The organism is Bacillus sp. FSL R5-0659 (assembly GCF_038008785.1).
Lineage (GTDB): Bacteria > Bacillota > Bacilli > Bacillales > Bacillaceae > Bacillus > Bacillus safensis.
In genome coordinates, this window is sequence record NZ_JBBOZU010000001.1 from 2,591,988 (window position 1) to 2,611,191 (window position 19,204).

A 19,204-nucleotide genomic window follows, 5' to 3' on the forward strand; every position below is an offset into this window, starting at 1 on the left:
CCTTTCGTTATTTAGAAAGAGAATCTGTTAAAAATGCTTCTATCTCTTCCTTTGTCTTACGATCTTTGCTAACAAAGCGGTTAATCTCTTGTCCGTTTTTAAAGACTAAAAAGCTTGGAATGCCGTAAATTTCCCACTCTGCACAAGTGTCAATGAACTTGTCTCTATCGACATAGAAGTACTCAAATTCTGGGTAGTTTGCTTCAAGCTCTGGCAAGAATGGCTCAATAAATGTGCAGTCCGGGCACCAGTCAGCTGAAAATAGCAATACCGTTAAGTCTTCTTGAATCACTTTTTGTAATTCTTCGTTAGATTCAATTTTTTTCATGTTTCATTCCTCCAGTTTGTATGGTTAAATCTCCGAATTGTATATAGCCTTTCTTTCTCATCCATTCTGATACTACCAAACTAATCACTGCCGGGCCAACGATATGCAAGAGAGCTATCGCCAGAAATACAGATGGATGAAACCCCATGACAGTGAGGGTCATGAGCTGTCCAACAAGCCCGCTCGTTCCCATTCCCGCTCCTGCCGCATTATTGACCATCCCAAAGCCAATAATACCAATTGGCGCGAGAATCAGACCAGCAATCGTCGGCGGAATCAGGATGAGGGGGTTTTTCACAATGTTCGAAAGCTGCAACTTTGACGTCCCAATGCCGACAGCCGCAAGCCCGCCAAAGCGATTTTCTCTAAAACCTGCAGCAGCAAAGCCAACCATTTGGGCACAGCAGCCAATCGTTGCAGCACCAGCAGCTGTTCCGCTTAAGTCAAGCATGAGCGCAAGTGCAGCACTTGAAATCGGAGAACTTAGAGCAAGTCCAACAATGGTCGCTACTAGCATGCCCATGATCAGCGGGCTTTGGTCTGTCCCCCACATGATAAGTCTGCCAAGCCCTGTCATCATCGCCTGAATGCCAGGACCGATGAAAGCAGCAGTGAAAAAGCCAGTGATAATGGTGACAAGCGGCGTTAAAATAATATCAATTCTTGTCTCACCACTAACCAGTTTGCCGAGTTCCACCCCAATTAGAGCAGCCACGAAGCTTCCGGCTGGTCCCCCAAGCTCTGCTCCAGCGGCACCTGAGACAACACTTGCAAAAATGATTAATGGAGAAGCATTTAAGCGATAAGCAACTGCTACACCAATTGCCGGTCCCATCAGACCCATAGCAAGCGTACCCATTTTCACAATGAGAGAAAGTGATAACAGACCACCTGCTGTTTTTAAAATCAGACCTACCACTAATGTAGCAAATAGACCTAAAGCCATATAAGAAAGTGCATCAATGAAATACACCTTTGGCGAAAGGGAGATCCCCTTTCTTTTCAAATAAGTCATCAACGTCGTCTTCCTGCTTTCTCATAGGAAAGACGAAGAGGCCTGTCCTTCCCATTATATGTAGTATTCTTACGATGAAAAATTGTCTCTACCATGAATATCATAATCATATTTTTTTTGCTTTATCAAGCACTTCTTGTGTAACATGAAAAGAAACAGGACAAACCTTTACTAAGTTTGTACAAAAGGAGGAGTTCGTTATGCAATTAACTGTTTATTTAGCTGGAGAAATTCATAGCCAGTGGCGTGATGAAATCAAGGAAAAAAGCCAATCTTTGAAGCTTCCGGTGACATTTGTCGGTCCAATGGAGAATCATGACCGCTCAGATAACATCGGTGAGGATATTTTAGGTGAGCAGCCGAATGCCATTTTCAAAGATGATGCAGCGTCTGATTTGAACAATTTTCGTACTGAAATTTTATTAAACAAAGCAGATGTCGTCATTGCACGCTTTGGTGAGAAATATAAACAGTGGAACACAGCCATGGATGCGTCTGCTGCAATTGCAAAAGGGAAACCTCTTATTTTAATCCGTCCAAAAGAGCTGCACCATCCGCTAAAAGAACTCTCAAACAAAGCAAATATCACTGTGGAAACTGTAAACCAAGCGATCAAGGCGTTATCTTACGTGTTTGAACAGCAATAAGAAAAAAGGCTGCTCTTATTGAAGAAGCAGCCTCAGATTGTTGACAAAGGGCTAAAATGATCTTTATTTTAGCCCTTTGTCTTCTTTTCAGCGTGATAGAAAACCTTTGCAGCCCTAGGAAGGACGAGTACCGGAGCGGAGCGAATTGTACATTCGTGAGCACCGGCACGCAGGACTGACAAAGAATGCGAGGGTTTGTCTACACGCTGAAGCTGCTCTCATTGAAGAAGCAGCCTTTTTCTATTCTATTTATACTTGTTGATAAATAGAATCCACTGTACTTTGATCACAATTTTTCACTAGGCGGACAATTAACTCTTTTGCCGCTGCGTAATCATCCACATGTAACACAGAATGACTTGTATGAATGTAGCGTGCGCATACCCCAATGACAGCAGAAGGCACACCTTGGTTTGAAATATGAACACGTCCAGCGTCCGTACCACCCGGTGATACGAAATATTGATATGGAATGTTGTTTGTCTCAGCAGTATCGAGTACAAAGTCTCTCATTCCGCGGTGCGTAATCATTGTGCGGTCAAAAATACGCAGAAGTGTACCTTTTCCAAGCTGGCCGAACTGTGTTTTATCACCTGTCACATCGTTTGCAGGACTTGCATCTAAAGCGAAGAAAAGATCTGGCTGAATCATGTTTGCAGCTACCTCAGCTCCTCTAAGCCCTACTTCCTCTTGAACAGTTGCTCCTGAATACAACTGGCATGAAAGTGATTCATCTTTTAATTCTTTTAATAATTCAATTGCAAGGCCGCAGCCATAACGGTTATCCCAAGCCTTTGCCAAAATCTTTTTTGGATTCGCCATTGGGGTAAATACCGTTGCAGGAACGATTTGCTGTCCTGGGCGAACGCCAAGCGCTTTTGCCTCTTCTTCACTGTCTGCACCAATATCAATAAGCATATCTGACGGCTTCACAGGTTTGCTTTTTTGTTCTGGCGTCAGAAGATGAGGAGGTGTACTCGAGACGACACCAGGAATTGGCCCGTGATCGGTATGAACGTCCACACGCTGCGCCAGCATGACTTGACTCCACCAGCCGCCAAGGGTTTGAAAACGAATCATTCCGTTTTTCGTAATCGATGAGACCATGAATCCGACTTCATCCATATGACCTGCTACCATAATTTTCGGTGCGTTTTCCGGCCCCTTGCGTACGCCAAACACTCCGCCAAGACGGTCTTGGATGAGTTCATCAGAATATTTCTCAAGTTCTTTTTTCATAAAAGCACGCACATGGTGCTCATTTCCTGGAGTTCCCTGTAATTCTGTTAAATTTCGGAAAAGCGACAATGTTTCTTCGTTCATTCTACAGTTTACCTCGTTTCTATGTAATGACCATATATATTCCTATAAAAATAACACTCACTTTATACTATAAGAATTCTTTCGGTTTTCCAAGTATCTCTCTAAAAATTTTGAATATGCTTTCAAGTATTCGGATTCCTTAACATCAATGGACAAGTTTTGTATAATGGAAAAAACAGCAATACGGAGGTGCAGCACGTTGAAGTTAAAACATGTTCTGATTGGTGCGAGTATTGGCGTAGCCGCTGCAATTGTTGCAAAGAAAGTATTTTTCCCTACGTATATTTCGTCTGAAAAAGCATTAAAAATTGTGAAATCTGCTTTTAAACAGCGCGGCCCGATTGATGGCTCTTGGATTTATACTGTACCAGAACCGTATACCGTAAATGGTGAAACGATTGATGTGTACAAATCTGGTATTACCCGCTCTGCCTTTGGCGAGCTTGAACAGTATGAAGTGATGATTGATGCCAAAACAGGCATGATCGTTGATGTAATTGATTCTGTTGCTTGATCAAGAAAGCTTCGCAAAGACATGTCCTTGCGAAGCTTTTTTTATATGGCTTTGATTTTTTTGTACACAGGATGCCACATCGCGTCCTGCACAGCCTGAATGAGGTCATCAGGCGTTTCTTCTGCTATTCCTTCATCAATTGCTGCCTGCGCCACGCGGACGGCCACTGTTGCTGAAACGGTTCGAAGCTGATCGACACTTGGCAGCATCGCTGCACCCGGCTTCCCCACATTGACCATGCTTGCAATGGCTTCAGCACTCGCAACAAACATACTGTCTGTCATCAACCTGGCTTTTGACACAATCGTGCCTAGACCAAGACCTGGGAAGACAAGGGCATTATTCGCTTGTCCAATTTCATATGTGACGCCTCCATATTCAACAGGATCAAATGGGCTTCCCGTTGTCACAAGTGCGCGTCCTTCAGTCCACTCAATCAGATCTTGCGGCTTTGCTTCTGAAAGAGGTGTCGGATTCGACATCGGTAAAATGGCAGGGCGCTCCACGTGTGACGCCATTTCTTTTACAATTTCCTCTGTAAATGCTCCTCCGACCGTCGAGGTGCCAATTAAGATTGTAGGTTTCGCCTGTTTGACGACCTCTAATAGATCAATCGAATGCTTTGGACCATTACGGGCATAATCCTTTACTTCGTCAGAACGTCTTGCATACGGCTTTTGAAATGGCAGAATGTCAGGTGAATCATCTGTGAGCAGCCCTGTTTTATCAATACACCAGAAATGATCATAGGACTCCTCTTCTTTGACTCCGTCTCTGACGATCGCATCACGGATTTGCTCGGCTATGCCAATACCTGCCGTACCCGCTCCAAAAATGACGATACGGTGATCTTTCAGCGGAACCTTCGAAGCTTTTGCACACGCCAGAACTGCAGCAAGTGAAACGGCGCCAGTTCCTTGAATGTCATCGTTAAATGTACAAATGCGGTCCTTATATTTTTCCAATATCGCACGGGCATTCTTTGTACCAAAGTCTTCCCAGTGAAGGAGCGCGTTTGGGAAAGTAGCACGGGCAAGCTCGACATATTGATCAATGAACTGATCATAGCGCTCTCCTCGAACGCGGGAGTGCTGATTGCCAACATAAAGCGGATCATTTAAGAGACTTTCCTGGTTCGTCCCGGCATCAAGCACTACCGCCAGAACGCGGCTAGGATCAATGCCTGCTGCAGCTGTATAAACAGCAAGTTTCCCGACTGAAATGGCAATCCCGCCAACGCCCCAGTCTCCAATGCCTAAAATGCCTTCTGCATCAGTTGCAACGATTAAATCAATTGATTCATCAACACCATAAGAAGCAAAAATCTCTTCCATGCCTTCCAGATCATCAATCGATAAATAAAGCCCTCTCGGCTTTCGATACTCATGGCTATAACGCTGAATAGCCGTTCCTACAGTCGGCGTGTAGACAATCGGAAGCATTTCCGCCAAGTGCTCATTAAGTAATTTGTAAAAAAGCACTTCGTTTCTATCATGAAGTGATGTTAAATACACATTTTTCCCTAGCTCATCCGGCTGTGCCTTGAACTGCTCATATGCACGCTTTGCTTGATCCTCTAAAGTTAAAACCTTAGGCGGAAGAAATCCCTTTAACCCGAGCTCCTTCCGCTCTTCCTTTGTAAATGCAACCCCTTTGTTTAAATAAGGGACTGACATGACTTCCATCCCTCTTAATGGTGTTTCGATCACATCACCATGTACACGATAAAATTGGTTCACCTGCACTCTTCCTTTCACAAGTTCATTTTGTCGTTATTTTGTGTGAAAGGCGAAAAAAACATACAGATGATCTTTTATCTTCCTGTTTCTCTTTTGATTTCGTGTGTAATCTGCCCGTCTTCGTCCCATTTTACAGCACGATAAATGGCATCATGATAAAACAAATACCACGCATTTTTTTCTTCTGCAAATGCCTGCCACTTTTGCTTGGCTGGAATCGACGTCATTGGGTAATCATCATATGCCAAAACCCAGAGTGGATTTTTATGAGCGTGTGTAGGCATGATATCAGCTAAATGAATCGCTGTTTCGCCCTCACTTGTGAGCGTTAAAATACTATGACCATTGCTATGGCCGCCTGTATGGTGGAGCTCGATGCCTTCTATCACTTCAATACTTTCTTCAAATGTGACCACTTGATCTGCCACAGGCTCCCAGTTTTCTTTCCAATATGTATTTCTTGAGCGAATGTTCGGCGCTCTCATTTCATCCCATTCGATTTTCGATGTGATGATTTTTGCCTGCTGAAAAACAGACACGAGCTTATCGCCTTCACGTTTTGTTAATCCGCTGGCATGATCAAAGTGCAGGTGTGTCATTAATACGTAATCTATATCTGATGGGCGCAGACCAAGGGCCGCTAGAGATTCTTCCAATTTGGTTTCCTCTGTCACGCCGTAATTGCGTTTTTGTTTATCTGTCAGCTTCCCTGACCCGATGCCGGAATCCACTAACAGATGCAGTCCCTTCCACCGAATGAGGATTGGATCACATCGTAATTCAATTTGATTGCGTTCATTAACCGGGTATTTTTTTGACCATAAAGGCTTTGGCACGACACCGAACATTGCACCGCCGTCCATGTGCGTATCTCCCCCGTTTAACCAAAACAGTTCCATTTCACCTATTTTCATTGTCTCCATTGCTGTCATCCCTCCTTTTTCTATCGTAGCAAATACAGCCAAAAATCGCATGCACCAATCTTTTCATAAAAAAAGCTGACTGCAATTTTTTTGCAGCCAGCTTGATGTCACTTGTTATTCTGGGAATTTGACTTCTGATCGATAGATGGGTTGTCCCATAGATGAGAATTTCTCTTCATATTCAGTCATCACGTTTCCTTCTAAGCCGTCCTCATGTAAATCTAGGCTGACATACGTTAAAAGAAGGCCATAGGCAGAAAAACTTTTTAAGGAATATTCAAATAACCCGCGGTTATCAGTTTTAAAATGTAATTCACCGCCTGGACGAAGAATATGTTCATATCGCTCTAAAAAGGTTTTAAACGTCAATCTGCGCTTTTCGTGTCTTGCTTTTGGCCACGGATCAGAGAAATTCAAATACACCCGGTCAATCTCATTTTCCGCAAACACATCTGTCAGCGTCTCAGCATTAATGTTCAAAAGCTTTACATTTTCAACATCTGTCTCTTTGATTTTATCTACTGCCGTCACAATGACACTTTTAAATAATTCAATGCCAATATAGTTGATATCAGGATGAAGCTTGCCCATTCCAGCAATAAAGCTCCCTTTTCCTGTCCCAACTTCGATATGCATTGGATGATCATTTCCAAACAGCTCATGCCATTTCCCTTTATATTGCTCGGGACTTGCTAAAGCAATATGAGCATTCTCAGCTAAGTAATCATCAGCCCATGGTTTATGTCGCATTCTCAATTTGATACACCTCTATTTTCTTTACATTTTATCAAGATACCATGAAACATAAAGACCCGCAAGACAGCATCTTCTATGTCCATATAAAAAGACCAGCCCTTCGCTTGAGCTGGTCTGCCGCATGTATAAATTGGGCGCTGATTGCACAGTTTAACCTCATAAATGACACGCAGGAAAGGAGCATTTGTATGGGTTTAAACCGTCAACATCAGCTTCAATTAATCAAAGATATTTTAACCGATCACCAGCTGGATTGCTGCGGGACTGTTGCAGAATATGAACAGGTGGGACGCGTAATTCAATTAATGCTGGCAAAAGAAGATCTGGATCCCGACATTCGTCAGCTGTTAACAGATATTTATGATTACAGCCAAAAGGGCACCTCTGTCAGTTCAATTGATGCACATATCGAGGAGCATCAATCACATCTGTCTGAGTGGGTCGAAAACATTCCACTGTCTTAATGGATGTTTAACCTTTTTAAGAGTGCATTTAGCTCCGCTTGCACTTCTTTTTGGGCCTTTTCATTCCCTTTTCGTTTATGCCAAACGACAAACGATACGGTTTCAGCGAGCACGTACCACGCCATGCGCTTTCGCAAATTATCCGTCAGCGGGGCGCCGTACATAGAGAGCCAGCTTTCCCAGTTCTCTTCCTCAACATAATGGTATAAAAGCGGTCCAAGATCAATCGCTGGGTCTGCAATCATCGCCCCATCCCAATCGATCAAATAGAGCTGGTTTTCATCTGTCAGCAGCCAATTATTATGATTGAGATCACAATGACAGACGACCTTGTCCTCAAAATGGACAGCCTCCACATGCTTCTCTAAATACTGAATGGCAAGCGTGATGTCTTGTGAAACAATTTGCTCGTTTAAAATGGACTGTTTTAGATGCATCAGAATGGATTCTGGATCTAGAGAGTGCTTCTCTAATCGTTTCAGCATATCGAGCAATTCTTTTGATGTATGAATTTTTCTTAGCTGCTCTGCTACAGGACGATCATTCATGTCCTTTGGCTTCAGCTCTCTACCGCTCAGCCAGTGCTGTGCAGTAATTACATCTCCATTTTCCATCCGTTTTGTCCAGACAAGCTTCGGCACAATGCCTTCAGCTGACAAAACCGCAAGAAACGGTGACGTATTGCGTTTTAAAAATAGCTTTTGGTCATTGTGTGTTGCGAAGTACGCATCTCCCGTAGCGCCTCCAGCCGGAGAGATGTGCCATTCGCTACCTAATATTTGTCCCAACCAGTTCATATCAATTTTCAACCCATCATTTCTTAAAATATTTTAAATCTTGCTTTTTTAGTCGACAAAATTCAGCCGATTGAGGATCAATTGGCTGTTTCTTTTTTTTATTTATATGATCATAAAAACAAAAAGGACAGCTATTGAGAATGAGATGCTAAACAATAGCCGTCCTATAGATTTTATCGTTACCTTCTTATACTCGTCAAGCAAAACTAAAAAATCAGGACAAGAACCTTACGAAAAAGAAGCCTTTTTTCATGGTTCTTTGACTGCGGACATACCGCAAGTTATTTAAGCACGTAATTTTAAGGATCGTTCACTTGCCTTCACAAAGACAGGCGTTGCACCGATCACTTCTCCATCTGCGTGAAATAAGATTTTTTCATCTGCTTCTAAGTACGCTTCCTCATGCTGAAACAGGGTAACCCCCTTCATCCCAAGGTGCTTTCGAAACACCATTGCACTTAGAAACAAGAGGACTTTGAATGGATTCAAATCTGTGACAACGATCGTTTGAAAACCTGGCTGCCTTGCACTCACTTCCGGTGCTGCTTCGAGCCCTCCCCCGTAATACGGGTGATTGCATACGATCACAAACCACACTTGTCGAAAGACTTTCTTCTCATTTTCAATAAATAACGCAAGATCAAATGGCTTAAACGACCATAGAGAATGGAGAAATGACAGCGGGTAGATGATAAAGCCAAGCCCCAGCCGTTTCAGCCACTTTTTTCCTCTAAAATGCACCGTTTTCCTCAGCACATGTGCGTCAAAACCCACACCGATATGATTGAGAAAAAGAACAGATTGCGGACTTTCGGCATGATCTTGAAAGGAGCCGAGAGAAAATGTTTTGGTGAGCATTCTCTTTTGCTTTCTCACTTCTTTTAGGACATCATGACGATGGATACCGAGACCCTTCGCAGCATCATTCCAATGACCAGCAGGGACAAAACTAAGCTGCACATGATCGATTTCCTTTAAGCCATTCAGCACTTCATGAATCGTTCCGTCACCGCCAATAACAATCAATCGCTTCAGCCTGTCATCCTGCATGGCACTGATTTGTCTTGCCAAAACTTCGGCATGGCCTTCATGCTGGGTGAGAAACGATCGATAAGAGACCTCCACCTTTTGTAATTCTTTCTCTATGCTCCTCCATGTGCGGAGTCCTTTTCCATGTCCTGCTTCTGGATTAACGATAAAGTACCATTCATTCATATATTAGCTCCACTCGGGTCTCATTTTTCGTGACCTTCCATCATGCCTTTAATCGAGCCATTCCTGCCTTCTTTTGCTGTCTGTTTCACCATAAGCAAGCAACGCCTTTGTCGCCTTAAATTGCTGATGCTTTGTCGGTGCCGTATTTTTCCGCTGCTTTTCAAACCACTCTTCTGCCTTCTTCTTATCGATAACCTCCATCCCATATGGAACTTCAGGTAAATCAATATAAGAGGTTCGGCTGATGAGGATTTTTTTCACAGGAAGGTCTACACCACTTTGCTGTAAGATCTTTGACACAACGGTGCCAGAACGCAGAAGGCTTGCACAAGGATTTAAGACGGACTGAACAGCTTTCCCGGTCGCCCGTTTTTCCCAAAAACGTTCCTTCGTTCCGATATAGACGCTGTCTGGCTCGGCCTCTAAGAAGGATAAACAGATTACTTCGAGCGGCGTTATGAGTATCGGACATAATTCCATCTCAGCTTTTTGAATGAGCAGCACCGGCTTGTACATCACAAAATAAGAATCTGGAAGCTGCCTCGCAAGCATTCGCAGCTTTTCATCATATCGAATATGATGGGAGACGGTTGAAATATGTGAAATCGTTGAGCTCGCCCATTTTAATTGCACTTCAAAGAGATGATCCTTAAAAAAGTGAATCAGCTTCGTTTCATCGGTAGGGACGTTTCTGAAAACCCCTTGCTCTATATCTGTCGGCTCGTTAAAAAGACTTAGGTCCCGTTCCTTTTTCATATCGGCTTCTTTTTGCTTTCTCTTTAAGGAGAATTTCTTTCTCTTTTCTTCCTCCTGTTCAGGCGCTTGTTGAGGAATTTGGTCAAATGGTTGCTGCGCCTCCTCTTTTGAAGCCTTTTTCAACTCGTCCCATCTTTGTTTTTTCAACCGATTGAATTGATTGATGTAGTGATGCGGGTCTTGTTCATATCGTGATATATAATCTTGAATTTTGATAATTTGCGCCATCTGCTGCTCACTCCAACTTCTAGAATCATTTATGTAATGTAAATTGTTTGATTGCGTGATAACGAGGGGTTTCCTTCGGACGTATTTCAAATAAAGTGATACGCGAAACCTCCATCACATATGGCTCTTTGCGTAAAGGCGCTTGTTCTTCATAAAGGTCATCCGCATTCCATTTGCGTGCAATCGTCATATGCGGATGAAACGGTCTCTTTTCAACAGGGTGTCCTGCTGACAAGACAGCCTCCTTTACCTTTTCTCTTAAATGCATGAGCGGCTCACTTTCATGAGGCTTTGCAAAAAAGACTCTCGGGCGTTCCTTCGCACCAAACTGCCCTACCTCATTCAGCTCTAGTGGAAATGCAGATGCTTCATTTGAAAGGAGGTCAAGCAGCTGGATGATCTTTTTTAAACGCTCTTCTGGAATGGCGCCTAAAAAGACAAGGGTTACATGATAATCATGTGGTGCTGTCCATTTTTGAAAGAACAGTCCGCTCCTTTGATCAATGTCTTGTTTGATTTGATGCGCAAGTTGTTCAGGGATGTGAATCCCTATAAAATAATGACGGTTTTCTGACACAATATCACCTGTCCTTTTTTAACAAACTTTACGAATCCCCATTGATGATAGTATAACTAAAGAAATGCGGAATGAGAAGAAAGGGTGTCATCTGATGAAAGTTGCACAAAATATAGCTGAGCTGATTGGCGATACACCGCTTGTCAAATTACAGCGGCTCCAGCCAGAAAATGCGGCAGCTGTTTACTTAAAGCTGGAATCATTTAATCCTAGCGGAAGTGTCAAAGACCGCGCGGCTTACAATATGATCGTTGAGGCAGAAAAACAAGGGAAACTCACAAAAGGAGCAACCATTATTGAACCTACGAGCGGGAATACAGGGATTGGTTTAGCCATGAATGCTGCCGCAAGAGGCTACAAAGCTATCCTTGTCATGCCTGATACGATGACAAAGGAAAGAATCAATATTTTGAAGGCATACGGGGCGCAGGTCGTCTTAACCCCAGGAGAAGAAAAAATGCCAGGCTGCATCCGCAAGGCGGAAGAACTGGCTGCTCAAATTCCTCACAGCTTTATTCCGATGCAATTTGACAATAGAGCAAACCCAGATGCACATAGAGGAACAACAGCGGTCGAAATCATGGAAGCTGTGAAACAACTTGGACAGCCCCTTGGCGCCTTTGTCGCAACAGCTGGAACTGGCGGTACTATTACAGGAACTGGAGAGGAATTAAAAAAGGCATTCCCTCATTTAACCATCCGTGTAGCAGAACCTAAGGGATCTCCAGTCTTATCTGGCGGGGAACCTGGCAAACATAAGCTCGTTGGCACAAGCCCAGGATTTATCCCCCACATCTTAAACGAGGATGTCTATGATGAGATCGTGCAAGTAAGCGACGAAGATGCGTACCACATCACACGGGAGCTCGCTATGCTTGAAGGCATTTTAGTAGGCCCATCCTCTGGGGCGGCTTGCTATGCAGCCATTGAAACAGCGAAGCAATTGCCGGCAGATCAAATCGTGATCTGTATGACAGCAGATACGGGTGAACGATACTTATCAAGTGATGTTTTTCAAGATTAAAAAAGGAACAGGGTGATGAATCCCTGTTCCTTTTTCTTCTTTCACGGTTAAGATGCTTAGACAGATTTCACCTCAGCCTGCTCCCCTGTGACGAGTAAAGCCTGTTCATCAGTAAGCGGACATAAATCAAGTGTCTGCTGATGCTTCTCCATGATTAGCTCCGCAGCCTCGCCTAAATAGGCATTGTGCATATGCGGTACTGGATAGCGGCTTATTTCATTGAAACCTTGAAATGATGAAAGCTCCGGCGCCTTCTCCTGATCATCCATCATGGAGATATATTCAATGCTCGGCGCCATAATGATACTCCCCGCAGACTCTCCGATGTACAGCTTGCCTTTGTTGATTTCTTCTTTCAACACGTCATCGAGACGATGTTTTCTTAACTCCTGCAATAAATAAAAAGTGTTGCCTCCTGAAACATAGATCACATCATTTTGTTTGATCATCTGTGTGATCTCTTCTACGGATTGTTCATCTACCTGCACAGTCTCAAGCTGCATCCCTAATTTCTGAAAGGCTTCCTTCGCTGCCTCCACATAGTGCGTGACTTCTTCTACAGCACTTGCCGTTGGAAAGAAAGTCACACGCTTTCCTTTTAATGATTCACCTGCAAAGTCAGACAAGAGAGAATAGCTGTCTTTGAATGAAGAACTTAAGAACATTTTTTTCACTATGAATCCCCTCTTCTCTTTTCCAATTTCTATTTTGCTAATTCATACATAGCTTGTGCATAAAGAGCTGCTGCTCTTAGTAAGTCATCAATTTCAATATATTCATCCTTTTGATGGGCGCAGTCTGGTCTGCCAGGAAATAGAGGTCCGAAGGCAACGCCAGCTTCTAAAGATCTCGCATACGTTCCTCCCCCAATGGCAATAAGGGTTGCAGGATCTCCCGTTTGCTCCTCATATACCCGCTGCAAGGTTTTCACAAGCGGATGATCTTTTGAGACGTGATGAGGAGGGCTGTCTTCGAATTTTAGAAGGGACGCCCCTTTGATGCTTTCAATTCCTTTTTTGACGTCCTTGCCGTCTGCAGTTACTGGATAGCGTACATTTAACCCTAGCTTTGCTTCCTCATTCTGTTTATAGCGGATTGTCCCAACATTCAATGTCAAATCTCCACTAATATCATCTTTGCAAGCAATTCCTAGCTTTTTCCCTCTTGTATCCTGATCAAATAAAGCGTTGATTTGGGAAGTAAAGGCGAGTCCCTGCTCATCTAATTCATGTCCGCATAAGAAATTCGCCATATGAATGCCCGCATTTGTCCCATGCGCCGGCTCCATGGCATGAACGGATACCCCTTTTAATGTAAAATGCAGTCCATCCGCTGTGCTTTTTACCTCACCAGATAATTGATGATCAGCAAGATAGGCTTCGAAGGCCGTTTTTAATGATTCAGCATCATGTGCCTGTGCAGCAGTCACAGTAGCAGCTGCCTCATCTGGCACCATATTGAGCCTCATACCCGATGCAAATTGCTTAAGCGTATAGCGCTGATGATTCGCTGTTTGTTGATATGTAAATGACAGGATGGCATCAATAATTCCTTTTTCCGCATGAATAATGGGAAAATCGGCGTCTGGTGCAAATCCGATTTGCGGCATTGCCTCATGCTTGAAATAATGGTCCACACAGCGCCAATCACTTTCTTCATCTGTCCCAATGATCATTCTGATTTTTTTCGACAGCTGCAGACCAGAATCTTTTAAGATCTTCAGCGCATAGAACGCTGCCATGGTTGGGCCTTTGTCATCAATAGCGCCGCGTGCAAAGATTTTATTTTCTCTGATATCCGCTGAAAATGGCGGGGTTGTCCAGCCGTCGCCAGCAGGCACAACGTCCACATGGCACAGCACACCCACGATGTCTTCGCCTTCCCCGTATTCAATATGACCTGCATAGCCATCGACATTCTTGACTGTGAAACCTTCGTCTTCTCCTTTTTTCAGCATATACTTGAGGGCATTATCAACTTTTTCACCAAATGGCTTTCCTTCTTTGCCGCCTTCTTCATCAAGGACACTTTCAATTTGTAAGAAAGATTGTGTGTCCTTGATCAAGTCATCTTTTTTTCGTATTACTTCAGCTTCCCAATTCATTTTTTCCATTCCTCCTTGAAAAAAGGTTGCAATCCACCCTTAAAACGAATATTATATAAATTGTTTTGTAATAATGTTCGTAAATGGAGGATTTTATGTTTCAGTTAAAAGAAAATCAAACCAACATAAAGAAAGAAATCATCGCTGGTATGACGACATTCTTTACCATGGTCTATATTGTTGCCGTCAACCCAGGAATTCTTTCAAAAGCAGGTATTCCTTTTGACCAAGTCTTTACTGCAACAATCATCGCTGCTGTCGTCGGTACGCTCTGGATGGCACTATTTGCAAATTATCCGATTGCCATTGCACCAGGCATGGGGCTGAATGTCTATTTCACCTTTACCGTTGTCGGCGGTGGCGGCATCAGCTATCAAACAGCGTTTAGTGCGGTATTTGTTGCTGGTATACTCTTTATTATTTTATCGTTAACATCCCTTAGAAAACAACTGATTCAAGCCATTCCAGATAATTTAAAGTACGGCATTACAGCAGGAATCGGGCTTTTCATTGCGTTCATCGGCCTCCGCCAGTCTGGAATCATTGCTGCTGATCCAGAAAACCTTGTGAAGCTTGGCAATTTAAGCTCGCCTGTTGTCGTTTTAACGCTTGTCGGCTTAATGATTTCGGTTATATTAATGGTTCTGCAAATAAATGGTGCACTGTTTATCGGCATGTTAGCGACCACATTGATTGCGCTCGCAACAGGCCAGCTTCATTTCCCTAAAATGCTGATGGACGTCCCTGCACTGCCTGAAGGCATGCTGATTACCAATCCAATCGCTGCCTTTGGTGATGTGTTCTCTCATCATTTATATGCTGTCGTCTTCTCCTTCTTACTGGTGACGATTTTTGATACAACAGGCACTATGATCGGCGTTGCCGAACAAGCCGGATTAATGAAAAACGGCCAGCTGCCAAAAGTGCGCAGAGCCCTGCTCGCTGACTCTGCTGCAACAACGGTTGGTTCTATGTTTGGTACAAGTCCAACCACTGCTTATATTGAGTCATCATCAGGAGTTGCTGCTGGCGGAAGAACTGGGCTGACTTCTTTAACAGTCGCTGCACTGTTTATTGTGGCATTATTTTTTGGCCCGCTCGTTCAAGCGATTTCGTCTTTACCATCCATCACATCACCTGTTTTAATCATTGTTGGCTGCTTGATGATGAACTCGGTGTCACGCATTCGCTGGAACGAACTAGACGAGGCATTCCCTGCTTTTCTTGTCATTCTTTCGATGCCGCTGACTTCTAGTATCTCTACAGGAATTTCACTTGGATTTATTTCATATCCGCTTGTGAAATTGGCGAAAGGGAAATGGAGAGAAGTACATGTGCTTGTTCTCATCTTTGCCATCTTATTTTTCATTCAGCTCTTTTTCTTAGAAGGATAACAGAAACAGAAAAGGCACATCCTTACATGGAATGTGCCTTTTTTGCCTTCACTGTATTTTTTATTTTGTAAATTTTCTGAGTTTATTTTTCGAACGTTTGAATGTGACAGCTTCTATCGTATCCCTTATCATTAGTGGGTTGTAACCGGATTCAAATCATGATATATACCATATTTCATTTCATGAAGACAAGTTTAAAAACACGTAAAGTTGACTTTTTGGTGGAACTAGATGCATAATAACGTGTATAATAGAATAAAACATTAAGAAACACGAACATTTACCATTGTTGCATGTCCTTATTTCGCAGTTTTAGTGTAGTAAGTTGTGGTTAGTCAAGTCCATCCGATCTTATTGATAGGGAGTGGTTTTTTGAAACCTTCAACAAACCGTATGATGACTCGAATTAAATCAGTTTATATGTTCATTCAAGAGAAAGGTCTTGTGACGACACAAGAGCTGGTTGATGAATTCGGGATCACACCTAGAACCATTCAAAGAGACTTAAACGTGCTTGCCTATAACGATCTTGTTCATAGTCCAAGCAGAGGCAAATGGGAAACAACGAGAAAAAAAGTAAAAATATCATCTTAAGCGTATAATGAATTGTCCATATAACAAAAAGAACCGGCGATATGCCGGTTCTTTTCTTTTGCAGATTGTTGACAAAGGGCTAAAATGATTTTTATTTTAGCCCTTTGTCTTCTTTTCAGCGTGATAGAAAACCTTTGAAGTCTAGGAAGAACGAGCACTGGCGCGGAGCGAATTTAACATTCGCGAGCACCAGCGCGCAGGACTGACAAAGAATGCGAGGGTTTGTCTACACGCTGAAGAACCGGCGATATGCCGGTTCTTTTCTTTTGTTCTTATGTTATTCACGATTCATTAAGCTGTCTAATTCTTCATCCGTCAATTCACGGTACTCTCCAGGTGCTAGATCTTCATCTAATGAAACAGCCCCCATCGTGAGCCTTTTTAAAAAGATCACTTCATTACCCACCGCTTGGGCCATCAGCTTCACTTGATGGTACTTCCCTTCAGTAATCGTCAATCGGATGCGTGTATCTTCCTCTTCATTCGCATCTACTTCGACCTTCGCCGGCTTCGTGTGATAATCATCTAAGATAACAACACCCTCTTCAAGACGCTTAATGTCTTGATCACCTAAAGGATATTTCAAATGAACTTCATACGTTTTTGGCACATGCTTTTTTGGAGAAAGTAATTGATGAGCAAGCTGTCCATCATTTGTGAGGAGAAGGAGACCGACCGTATCCTTATCCAGTCTCCCCACAGGAAATGGCTCCCTTGCGATATCCTCCGGCTCGAGTAAATCCACAACCGTTTCATCCCGCAGATCTTCAGTTGCTGAAATCACCCCGTCCGGTTTGTTCATCATTAAGTAAATGAATTCTTTATATTCTACACGCTCTCCGTGTACGAGCACTTCATCATTTGATGGATCAACATGATCTTTCACCTGCTTCGCCACTTCCCCATTCACTGTGACCGCCCGGGCCTTGACAAGCTTTTTCACATCTTTTCTTGAACCAAAGCCGCTGTTAGCAAGTAATTTATCAAGCCTCATGAATATCTACCTCTTCTTAACTCTTTTTTCTTAAAAATTTCGGCATACGGCTGCCAAGTACACGCTCTAGTAATCCCACCTTATAAGATAAGAACATATACACACCGCCGCCAGTGATCATGGAAATCAAAATGACGATACCCGCTTGTACTATTCCGCCTTCATAAGAAATCACTTGGCTCACAAGCTGACATGTCACATAAGCCACCACAGCCATGATCGCCGTTAAAATACCAATCAGAATAAAACGTTTGAAAATTCTGCGGAACGAATAGCCAGCATGGCGTTTAATCATGATAAACATATACAAGATAGATGCACTGTAGCCTAATGCCGTTGCCAGTACAGAACCATTTCCTTGCAGCCAGCTGATCAGCGGGATGTTCAGAACCGTTTTAATAATGATCCCTAACAAAAGACTAACGATAGCAAATTTTTGTTTGTTAATCCCTTGCAGAATCGCTGCATTAATGGTGAATAAAGAAAACAATAATGCAACAGGTGCATACCAGAACAAAATGGAGATCCCAATCTCAGGGTGAACTGATGGATAGAAAAACCAATAAACCGGTCCAGCCAATGCTGAGATACCAAATGATGCAGGCAGTACGAAAAATAAAATGATCTGCATCGTCTGGTCAATTTGTCTATTGAGCAGCTTATAATTACGTGCTGTAAATGATTCCGTAATCGTCGGAATCAAGGTTAAGCCAAACGCTGTTGCAAGAGACACAGGAATCATCACAAGCTTCGGTAAATATAACGTCACAATGGACAATACCGCTGTACTTATATCCTGATGCCCTGATGCAATCATGGCTCTGTTAATTGTGTTTGTATCAATATAAGAGTAAATTGGAATCGCAAGTCCAACAAATACATAAGGCGCCGCATAGCTAAACAGCTCTGTAAACATTTGCTTATAAGATAAATCAGAGTGAGCGCCTGTATTCGGCTGCATAGATAAGAGCCGGTCCTTCCGCTTCAGCCAATATAAATAAAGCGTAAATAAACCGCCAAATGCACCGATCAGTGCGGCAAATGTTGCATACCCGACAGCAATGACAAGCCCGCCGTCAAGCACCTTTAAAATAATAAACGTCGCCGTTAATAGGAAGATGATTCTGACAAGTTGTTCAATCACTTGGGAAACAGCTGTTGGTCCCATCATGGAGTGCCCTTGGAAGAAACCCCGTACAAGACTCATGATCGGCACAACCAAAAGGCCTAAGCTGACCATCCGAATCACATATACCACTTGATCGACAGTCAAACCGCCTGTTTCATTTGATCCGCCAAGCTGAATCTTGGCAAAAATCGGTGCGGACAAATATAAAATAGAAAAGGCGATAATCCCGGTGACAAGCATGACCGACATACCCGCCCTGAACATTTTTCTTGTTGTCTCATAATCGCCAATTGCATTATATTTGGAAACAAATTTTGATACCGCTGTTGGAAAACCAAGCGTAGCAATACTTAAAAAGATCGTATACTGATTGTATCCATATTGAAATAGCGCACCACCAGTAGCTCCAACCATTGCGCTAAATGGAATTAAATAAATCATACCAAGAATACGAGAGAGATACGTCCCTATCGTTAAAACCAACGTACCACGAAGCAGTTTATTAGACATGCGCTTAACCACCATTTTTCTAATGAATATTCAACTTAACTATTTTACCACATCAACTCAACACACAGGTAACAAATCCAATACTGAAGTCACAAAACCAATCAATTCATATTTCAGCCTTCCCTAATCTTCGTTATAATAGAAAAATGACTGAAAGTAGAAAGAGGAATGTA

20 protein-coding genes are annotated in these 19,204 nt (G+C 42.9%); 6 read left to right on the forward strand and 14 right to left on the reverse strand.

The features are described 5' to 3' along the window. Positions 1–7: 7 nt before the first annotated feature. Positions 8–328 carry a thioredoxin family protein gene (locus tag NSQ72_RS13255; RefSeq protein WP_024424860.1) on the reverse strand — a complete coding sequence of 107 codons (321 nt, stop codon included), beginning with the start codon at positions 326–328 and terminating at the stop codon, positions 8–10. After that, positions 315–1,343, reverse strand: a complete 1,029-nt coding sequence (locus tag NSQ72_RS13260; RefSeq protein ID WP_058838261.1) for a PTS transporter subunit IIC — start codon at positions 1,341–1,343, stop codon at positions 315–317. The genes NSQ72_RS13255 and NSQ72_RS13260 overlap by 14 nt, the downstream gene beginning before the upstream one ends. 200 nt (positions 1,344–1,543) lie before the next feature. On the opposite strand from NSQ72_RS13260, the gene NSQ72_RS13265 reads away from it, so the two are divergent. Continuing rightward, positions 1,544–1,990 carry a YtoQ family protein gene (locus NSQ72_RS13265; protein WP_024426182.1) on the forward strand — a complete coding sequence of 149 codons (447 nt, stop codon included), beginning with the start codon at positions 1,544–1,546 and terminating at the stop codon, positions 1,988–1,990. 249 nt (positions 1,991–2,239) lie between these two features. Here NSQ72_RS13265 and NSQ72_RS13270 read toward each other — a convergent pair whose 3' ends face one another. After that, complete coding sequence (locus tag NSQ72_RS13270) at positions 2,240–3,313, reverse strand: M42 family metallopeptidase (RefSeq protein WP_251180607.1); 1,074 nt, start codon at positions 3,311–3,313, stop codon at positions 2,240–2,242. A gap of 199 nt (positions 3,314–3,512) precedes the next feature. On the opposite strand from NSQ72_RS13270, the gene NSQ72_RS13275 reads away from it, so the two are divergent. Beyond that, positions 3,513–3,827 (forward strand): PepSY domain-containing protein, encoded by a 315-nt coding sequence (locus NSQ72_RS13275; RefSeq protein ID WP_003217759.1) that lies wholly within the window; start codon positions 3,513–3,515, stop codon positions 3,825–3,827. Positions 3,828–3,868: 41 nt separating this feature from the next. Here the strand turns inward: NSQ72_RS13275 and NSQ72_RS13280 are convergent, their stop codons facing one another. The 3 genes from NSQ72_RS13280 to trmB form a co-directional block, all read right to left on the reverse strand. After that, the gene (locus NSQ72_RS13280; RefSeq protein ID WP_144494616.1) at positions 3,869–5,566 is read right to left on the reverse strand and encodes an NAD-dependent malic enzyme; all 1,698 of its coding nucleotides are present in this window, start codon (positions 5,564–5,566) and stop codon (positions 3,869–3,871) included. A 74-nt stretch (positions 5,567–5,640) separates the two neighbouring features. Beyond that, complete coding sequence (locus tag NSQ72_RS13285; protein ID WP_126681463.1) at positions 5,641–6,489, reverse strand: YtnP family quorum-quenching lactonase; 849 nt, start codon at positions 6,487–6,489, stop codon at positions 5,641–5,643. 114 nt (positions 6,490–6,603) lie between these two features. Continuing rightward, entirely contained in the window at positions 6,604–7,245 is a 642-nt protein-coding gene (trmB, locus tag NSQ72_RS13290; RefSeq protein WP_341084265.1) for a tRNA (guanosine(46)-N7)-methyltransferase TrmB, read from the reverse strand. A gap of 188 nt (positions 7,246–7,433) precedes the next feature. On the opposite strand from trmB, the gene NSQ72_RS13295 reads away from it, so the two are divergent. Further along, a complete protein-coding gene (locus NSQ72_RS13295) occupies positions 7,434–7,709 on the forward strand; it encodes a YtzH-like family protein (protein WP_025092409.1) in 276 nt (91 codons plus the stop codon). Here NSQ72_RS13295 and NSQ72_RS13300 read toward each other — a convergent pair. The 4 genes from NSQ72_RS13300 to thpR all read right to left on the reverse strand — a co-directional run bounded on the left by NSQ72_RS13300 (position 7,706) and on the right by thpR (position 11,282). Beyond that, entirely contained in the window at positions 7,706–8,506 is an 801-nt protein-coding gene (locus tag NSQ72_RS13300) for a phosphotransferase family protein (protein ID WP_039183266.1), read from the reverse strand. The genes NSQ72_RS13295 and NSQ72_RS13300 overlap by 4 nt on opposite strands. A gap of 285 nt (positions 8,507–8,791) precedes the next feature. After that, positions 8,792–9,721, reverse strand: coding sequence for a YegS/Rv2252/BmrU family lipid kinase (locus NSQ72_RS13305; RefSeq protein ID WP_341084267.1), 930 nt, complete (start codon positions 9,719–9,721; stop codon positions 8,792–8,794). A 48-nt stretch (positions 9,722–9,769) separates the two neighbouring features. After that, positions 9,770–10,705 (reverse strand): hypothetical protein, encoded by a 936-nt coding sequence (locus NSQ72_RS13310; RefSeq protein ID WP_039180723.1) that lies wholly within the window; start codon positions 10,703–10,705, stop codon positions 9,770–9,772. Positions 10,706–10,730: 25 nt separating this feature from the next. Continuing rightward, positions 10,731–11,282 (reverse strand): RNA 2',3'-cyclic phosphodiesterase, encoded by a 552-nt coding sequence (thpR, locus tag NSQ72_RS13315; protein ID WP_058838254.1) that lies wholly within the window; start codon positions 11,280–11,282, stop codon positions 10,731–10,733. Between the two features lie 94 nt (positions 11,283–11,376). Between thpR and cysK the strand changes: the two genes are divergently transcribed. Continuing rightward, positions 11,377–12,306, forward strand: a complete 930-nt coding sequence (cysK, locus tag NSQ72_RS13320) for a cysteine synthase A (protein WP_151284616.1) — start codon at positions 11,377–11,379, stop codon at positions 12,304–12,306. A gap of 56 nt (positions 12,307–12,362) precedes the next feature. Here the strand turns inward: cysK and NSQ72_RS13325 are convergent, their stop codons facing one another. Both NSQ72_RS13325 and pepV read right to left on the reverse strand, forming a co-directional pair. Further along, the gene (locus NSQ72_RS13325; protein ID WP_341084269.1) at positions 12,363–12,980 is read right to left on the reverse strand and encodes a Type 1 glutamine amidotransferase-like domain-containing protein; all 618 of its coding nucleotides are present in this window, start codon (positions 12,978–12,980) and stop codon (positions 12,363–12,365) included. Positions 12,981–13,009: 29 nt separating this feature from the next. After that, entirely contained in the window at positions 13,010–14,410 is a 1,401-nt protein-coding gene (gene pepV / locus NSQ72_RS13330; RefSeq protein WP_341084271.1) for a dipeptidase PepV, read from the reverse strand. Positions 14,411–14,505: 95 nt separating this feature from the next. On the opposite strand from pepV, the gene NSQ72_RS13335 reads away from it, so the two are divergent. Further along, on the forward strand, positions 14,506–15,804 hold the full coding sequence (locus NSQ72_RS13335) for an NCS2 family permease (protein ID WP_099663548.1): 1,299 nt from the start codon (positions 14,506–14,508) through the stop codon (positions 15,802–15,804). Between the two features lie 372 nt (positions 15,805–16,176). Next, a complete protein-coding gene (locus NSQ72_RS13340) occupies positions 16,177–16,398 on the forward strand; it encodes a DeoR family transcriptional regulator (RefSeq protein ID WP_008356419.1) in 222 nt (73 codons plus the stop codon). Positions 16,399–16,675: 277 nt separating this feature from the next. Here the strand turns inward: NSQ72_RS13340 and NSQ72_RS13345 are convergent, their stop codons facing one another. Both NSQ72_RS13345 and NSQ72_RS13350 read right to left on the reverse strand, forming a co-directional pair. Next, complete coding sequence (locus tag NSQ72_RS13345; RefSeq protein WP_047203498.1) at positions 16,676–17,392, reverse strand: pseudouridine synthase; 717 nt, start codon at positions 17,390–17,392, stop codon at positions 16,676–16,678. Between the two features lie 16 nt (positions 17,393–17,408). Beyond that, positions 17,409–19,031 (reverse strand): putative polysaccharide biosynthesis protein, encoded by a 1,623-nt coding sequence (locus tag NSQ72_RS13350; RefSeq protein WP_047203499.1) that lies wholly within the window; start codon positions 19,029–19,031, stop codon positions 17,409–17,411. Positions 19,032–19,204: the final 173 nt, after the last annotated feature.